Raw genomic sequence first — 4,980 nt, 5'->3', positions numbered from 1 at the left:
CAGCTGCCGTGGGCGCTGGGCGGGCGGCTGGCGGGACTGGCGCTGACCCTGCTGCTCGGTCTCACCCCGGCCGGGGCCGCCGTGGTGACCACCGCCGGCGGCTGGTTCGGCGGCTCCCGGACGGCCGAGGTGGCGGTCGGCGCGGCGGCCCTGGTGCTGCTCGGCCAGGTGCTGGGACTGCCGTTCGGCGCCGGGGCACGGACCGTCCGGGCCCGGTACGGGCTGGTGACCCAGGGCTGGGCCGGCTGGGCGCTGGACGCCCTGCGCGGCCTCGGGCTGGCCCTGGTCCTCTTCCTCCCGCTCGCGCTCGGGCTGTTCGCGCTGACCGCCTGGTCGCCGCAGCGCTGGTGGCTGCCGGCGGCGGGCGCGGCGGCACTGCTGACGGCCGCGCTCTCCTTCCTCCACCCGCTGCTGATCGAGCCGGTGTTCAACCGCTTCACCCCGATGCCCCCGGGCGAACAGCGCGCCGCCCTGCTGGCGCTGGCCGCGCGGGACGGCGTCCGGGTGCGGGACGTCCTGGTGGCCGACGCCTCCCGCCGCACCACCGCGCTCAACGCGTACGTCTCCGGGTTCGGCGCGACCCGGCGGATCGTCGCGTACGACACCCTGCTGACGACCGCCACGCCGCGCGAGGTGGAACTGGTGGTCGCGCACGAACTGGGCCACGTCAAGCACCGGGACGTACCGGTCGGCACCGCGCTGGGCGCGGTCGGCGCGGCGGTCGCGGTGGCCGTGCTCGGCCTGCTGTCGGCCTGGCGACCGCTGCTGGACGCCGCCGGCGCGACGGACCCGGCGGACCCCCGGGCGCTGCCGCTGCTGGCGGCGCTCGCGGCGCTTCTGGGCGCGCTCTCGGGTCCGCTCCAGTGCGCGGTGAGCCGCCGGATCGAGGCCCGCGCGGACCGGCACGCGCTCGAACTGACCGGGGACGCCGAGCAGTTCGTGGCGATGCAGCGCAGGCTGGCCGTGGCGAACGTCTCCGATGTCGACCCGCCGAGGGTGCTTGAGCTACTGTTCGCCACTCATCCGAGTGCGACCCGACGGATCGCCGCCGCCCGCGCCTGGCAGGCCGCGTCGGGGCAGCGCACCGACCCGGGCGAATCCGTTGTATAGTGCAACAAATACCGAGGAGGTAGGACCACCGTGCCCGGCCGCCAGTCGTCCATCGACACCATCCAGCGCGAGCTGACCGCATTCGCCCGCCGTGCCCGGCACAAGGCCTCCCAGCTGCACCCCGACCTCTCCCTGGTCACGTACAGCATCCTCGACCTGATCACCGAGCGCGGTGGCTGCCGGGCCGCCGACGTGGCCTCGCACTTCATGCTCGACAAGTCCACCGTCAGCCGCCAGGTCACCGCCCTGGAGAAGCTCGGCCTGCTGGCCCGGGAGACCGACCCGGACGACCAGCGCGGCCAGATCCTGCGCGCCACCGACGCCGGGCTCACCCTGCTGAAGGACGCCAACGAGCAGCGGCGCCTCTCCTTCACCACGCGCTTCACCGACTGGTCCGACGAGGACGTCGCACGCTTCGCCGACTACCTGGCCCGTTACGGCACGGAGGGCTGACCCGCCGGGCGACCACGGCGGCCGGGAGGAGAAGGGCAGCGCGAGGACAGCGCGAGAACCGCCCGACGACAGCGCGAGAACAGCCCGGCGACAGCGCGAGAACCGCCCGGCGACAGCGCGAGAACCGCCCGGCGACCGCCCTCCGCCCGCCCGGCGACCACCCGGCGACCACCCGGCGCGAGGTCTCCGGGTGCGCGCCGCCGCCCCCACGGTGTACAGAGGAGGAGTGCCCCTCCGGCAGCGCCCCGATGCGCCGCAGCCGCCGTCCGCGCCGCATCCTCCCGACCGCCGCCGCACCTGGCGGCCCGACCGCCGGGTGCTGACGGCGCTCACCCTTGCGCTGATCGTGCTGATCGCCGTGGTCGACATCCTCTCCCCGCCGGACATCCACCTCGGCCCGCTGCTGATCGTCGCCCCCGCCCTCACCGCCTCGTTCGCCGGGCCCCGGGCCACCGCCGGGATCGCCGTGCTGGCGTTTGCCGCCCTCACCGTGATCGGCACCGTCCGGGACAGCCTGACCAGCTCCAACATCCAGACCCAACTGGGAGCGCAACTGGTCGTCTCGGTACTGATCGTCGGACTGCGGGTGCTGCGCGAACGGCACGAGCGCGAACTGGCCCGGGTGCGCTCGGTGTCCGAGGCCGCCCAACGGGTCCTGCTGCGCCCGCTGCCGGAACGGATCGGGCCGCTGCACCTCGCCTCCGTCTACCTGGCCGCCGAGGCGGAGGCGCAGGTCGGCGGCGACCTGTACGCGGCCGCCCGCACCGCCACCGGCACCCGCCTGCTGGTCGGAGACGTGCGCGGCAAGGGCCTGTCCTCGCTCGGCGACGCGGCCCTGCTGCTGGGCGCCTTCCGCGCCGCCGCGCACCTGCACGCCGACCTGCCCGACCTGGCCGCCTACCTGGACGGCAGCGTCAGCTGGGACCTCGCCCAGCTCGCCGAACAGTCCCGGCAGGCGAGACTGCGCCGGCCATCCGCCACGGACGGCGCAGAGGAGTCCGGCGACTCCGGAGACTCCGGCGAGTCGTTCATCACCGCCGTCCTGCTCGACATCCCCGACGACGGCTCGCCGGTCCGCCTGATCGACTGCGGCCATCCGCCCCCGCTGCTGCTGCGCCCCGGCGGGATCACCGCCCTGGCCGCCCGCCATCCCGCCCCGCCGCTGGGCCTCGGCGAGCTCGCGCCCACGCGGTACGAGGTGGAGAGCTTCCCGTTCCGCGCCGGCGACCGGCTGCTGATCTACACCGACGGCGTGATCGAGGCCCGCGACGGCCGGCGGCGGTTCTACCCGCTCACCGAACGCGTCACCGCCTGGCGCGCCGAACGCCCCGCCGCGCTGCTCCACCACCTGCGCCGCGACCTGCTCGCCCACGTCGGCGGCCGGATGGACGACGACGCCGCCATGGTGGTGGTCGAGCGACTGCCGTGAGGGCGCGGCCGGCGGGCGACGGCTTTCAACTTTCAGATGACAGCTGACAGATTTCGAAATCTGTCAGCTGAAAGCTGTCACCCCGCGTCACCCCGCGTCACCCCACGCCACGCACGTACGCCGTCGTCGTGCTCAGCCGGGCGAAGCCGAGGCGCTGGAGGATGGGGCGGCTCTGATCGCTCGCGTCGACCTGGAGGTACTCGTAGCCGAGGTCGGCCGCGAGGCGGGCCCGGTGGGCGACGAGGGCCCGGTAGATGCCCCGGCCGCGCCAGTCGGGCGCGGTGCCGCCACCCCACAGCCCGGCGAACCCGGTGCCCGGGATCAGTTCCATCCGGGCGCCGCTGACCGGCCGGTCGCCGGCCATCGCGACGACCGCGACGACCGTCCCGGTGCCGTGTCCCAGCTGGTCGAGCATCCGCGCGCGCAGCCCCGGGTGCTCGACACCGAAGGCCTGTTCGTGGGCCTCCATCAGCAGGTCCACCCCGGCGGGGTCGGTCACCGGAACCAGCCGGACCCCTTCGGGCAGGACCACCCCGGTCGGCAGGTCCGCGATCCGGGCGATCATCAGCGCCTCGTCCGGCTCCGGGGTGAAACCGGCCGCGAGCAGTCGGGCGCCGAGGTCGGCGGGGTGGTCATGGGAGTAGGTCTTCCACTCGAACTCCAGGCCCAGCTCGGCGAAGTGGCGCACCTGTGCGGCGATCGCCACGTCCGCCCCGGCCTCGTCGAGGCCGGACCAGACCACGCCGTTCCAGCTGTGCTCCCGGCCCACCTGCCGGACCACCGCGCCGTCGCGCTCGATGCGGGTGCCGGGGTCGGGCGGCGCGTTGCGCCGGAGCCGGTCGTCGAACAGGGCGAGCACGTCGTCATGATCCATCCGCTCACTCCAACACGGCCCGGCCGCGCACGCCATAGGATTTCCGCGCCGCCGCCCGCGGGCGGCGGCCACCCCGGTCGAGCCGCTCACCGAGGAGGCCGCTCACCGCTGAGGCCAGGGGGCCGGGCACCGGCGATCGGCGCGCTACTGGGCCAGGTAGCCGCCGTCCACCGGCAGGACGACCCCGGTGACGAAGGACGCGTCGTCGGAGGCGAGGAAGAGGACGGCCGCCGCGACCTCCGCCGGATCGCCGAGGCGCCCCATGGGATGCCGCTTCCCGATCTCCGTGAGGTACTCGGCGCCGCCGGGCTCGTCGTACAGCCGGGCGACGCGTTCGGTGGTGATGGTGCCGGGGGCGACGGCGTTGACCCGGATGCCGCGGTCGGCCCACTCGACGGCGAGGTGCTTGGTGAGGCCGGAGGCGACGAACTTGGCGGGCCCGTACACCGCTTGGCCGCGCTGGCCGGCCTCGCCGGAGATGGAGGACAGGCAGACGACCGCACCGCCGGGCCGCTCCTGCGCGGTCATCGCCTCGATCGCGTACTTGCAGGTGAGGAACATGCCGCGGCCGTCCACCGCCATCACGTGGTCCCAGTCCTCGACGGTGGCCTCGGTGATCTCCATCAGCGGGATGATCCCGGCGTTGGCGACCAGGACGTCCAGCCGCCCGTGCCGCTCGACGGCGGCCGCCACCATCCGGCGGGCGTCCTCCTCCCGGGCCACGTCACCGACCACCGTGCTGACGGCGCCCGGGAACCGCTCGGCCAGCCGTTCCAGTCCGTCCCGGTCCACATCGGTGGCCACCACCGACGCGCCTTCACGGACGAACCGTTCCGCGACGGCCCGCCCGATGCCGCTGGCCGCGCCCGTCACCACACAGGAGCGGCCGGCCAGCCGCCCGCCCTCCACCACGCTCTCGCTCACCATGCGGCGGACTCTACCGACGGCGACGCCATCGGCCCACCCTCCGGCCGGAGACCGCCCCGGGCGACGTCGGCCCGGTTCACCCGGGATGACGTGCCGTCACCGCTGCGGCACGGGTCGGGAGTTCCCGTGCCGCGCGCACACCCGTCGCCGACGCCCGAGCGGCGGCCCGGGACCGTCGGTACGGTCC

Annotated in this window: 5 protein-coding genes; 3 read left to right on the top strand and 2 right to left on the bottom strand. The window is 74.9% G+C overall.

From position 1 onward, the window contains the following. The 3 genes from ACFRMQ_RS38055 to ACFRMQ_RS38045 all read left to right on the top strand — a co-directional run. The coding region (locus ACFRMQ_RS38055; protein WP_380735450.1) for a M48 family metalloprotease at nt 1-1,110 on the top strand (1,110 nt) is incomplete at its 5' end. Nucleotides 1,111-1,140: 30 nt separating this feature from the next. After that, nucleotides 1,141-1,563, top strand: a complete 423-nt coding sequence (locus tag ACFRMQ_RS38050) for a MarR family winged helix-turn-helix transcriptional regulator (protein WP_380735449.1) — start codon at nt 1,141-1,143, stop codon at nt 1,561-1,563. A 316-nt stretch (nt 1,564-1,879) separates the two neighbouring features. Then, on the top strand, nt 1,880-2,992 hold the full coding sequence (locus tag ACFRMQ_RS38045) for a PP2C family protein-serine/threonine phosphatase (protein ID WP_380735451.1): 1,113 nt from the start codon (nt 1,880-1,882) through the stop codon (nt 2,990-2,992). 97 nt (nt 2,993-3,089) lie between these two features. Here the strand turns inward: ACFRMQ_RS38045 and ACFRMQ_RS38040 are convergent, their stop codons facing one another. Next, nucleotides 3,090-3,866 carry a GNAT family N-acetyltransferase gene (locus ACFRMQ_RS38040; protein WP_380735447.1) on the bottom strand — a complete coding sequence of 259 codons (777 nt, stop codon included), beginning with the start codon at nt 3,864-3,866 and terminating at the stop codon, nt 3,090-3,092. Nucleotides 3,867-4,010: 144 nt separating this feature from the next. Further along, entirely contained in the window at nt 4,011-4,793 is a 783-nt protein-coding gene (locus tag ACFRMQ_RS38035) for an SDR family NAD(P)-dependent oxidoreductase (protein WP_380735446.1), read from the bottom strand. Between the last annotated feature and the right edge of the window lie 187 nt (nt 4,794-4,980).

The organism is Kitasatospora sp. NPDC056783 (genome assembly GCF_042789895.1).
Taxonomy (GTDB): Bacteria; Actinomycetota; Actinomycetes; order Streptomycetales; family Streptomycetaceae; genus Kitasatospora.
This window is presented reverse-complemented; position numbering and strand designations above follow the sequence as displayed.

What these genes read in the sequence shown, in the direction of transcription:
- ACFRMQ_RS38040 (WP_380735447.1), bottom strand. Translation starts at nt 3,866, where the DNA reads ATGGATCATGACGACGTGCTCGCCCTGTTCGACGACCGGCTCCGGCGC.
- ACFRMQ_RS38035 (WP_380735446.1), bottom strand. Translation starts at nt 4,793, where the DNA reads ATGGTGAGCGAGAGCGTGGTGGAGGGCGGGCGGCTGGCCGGCCGCTCC.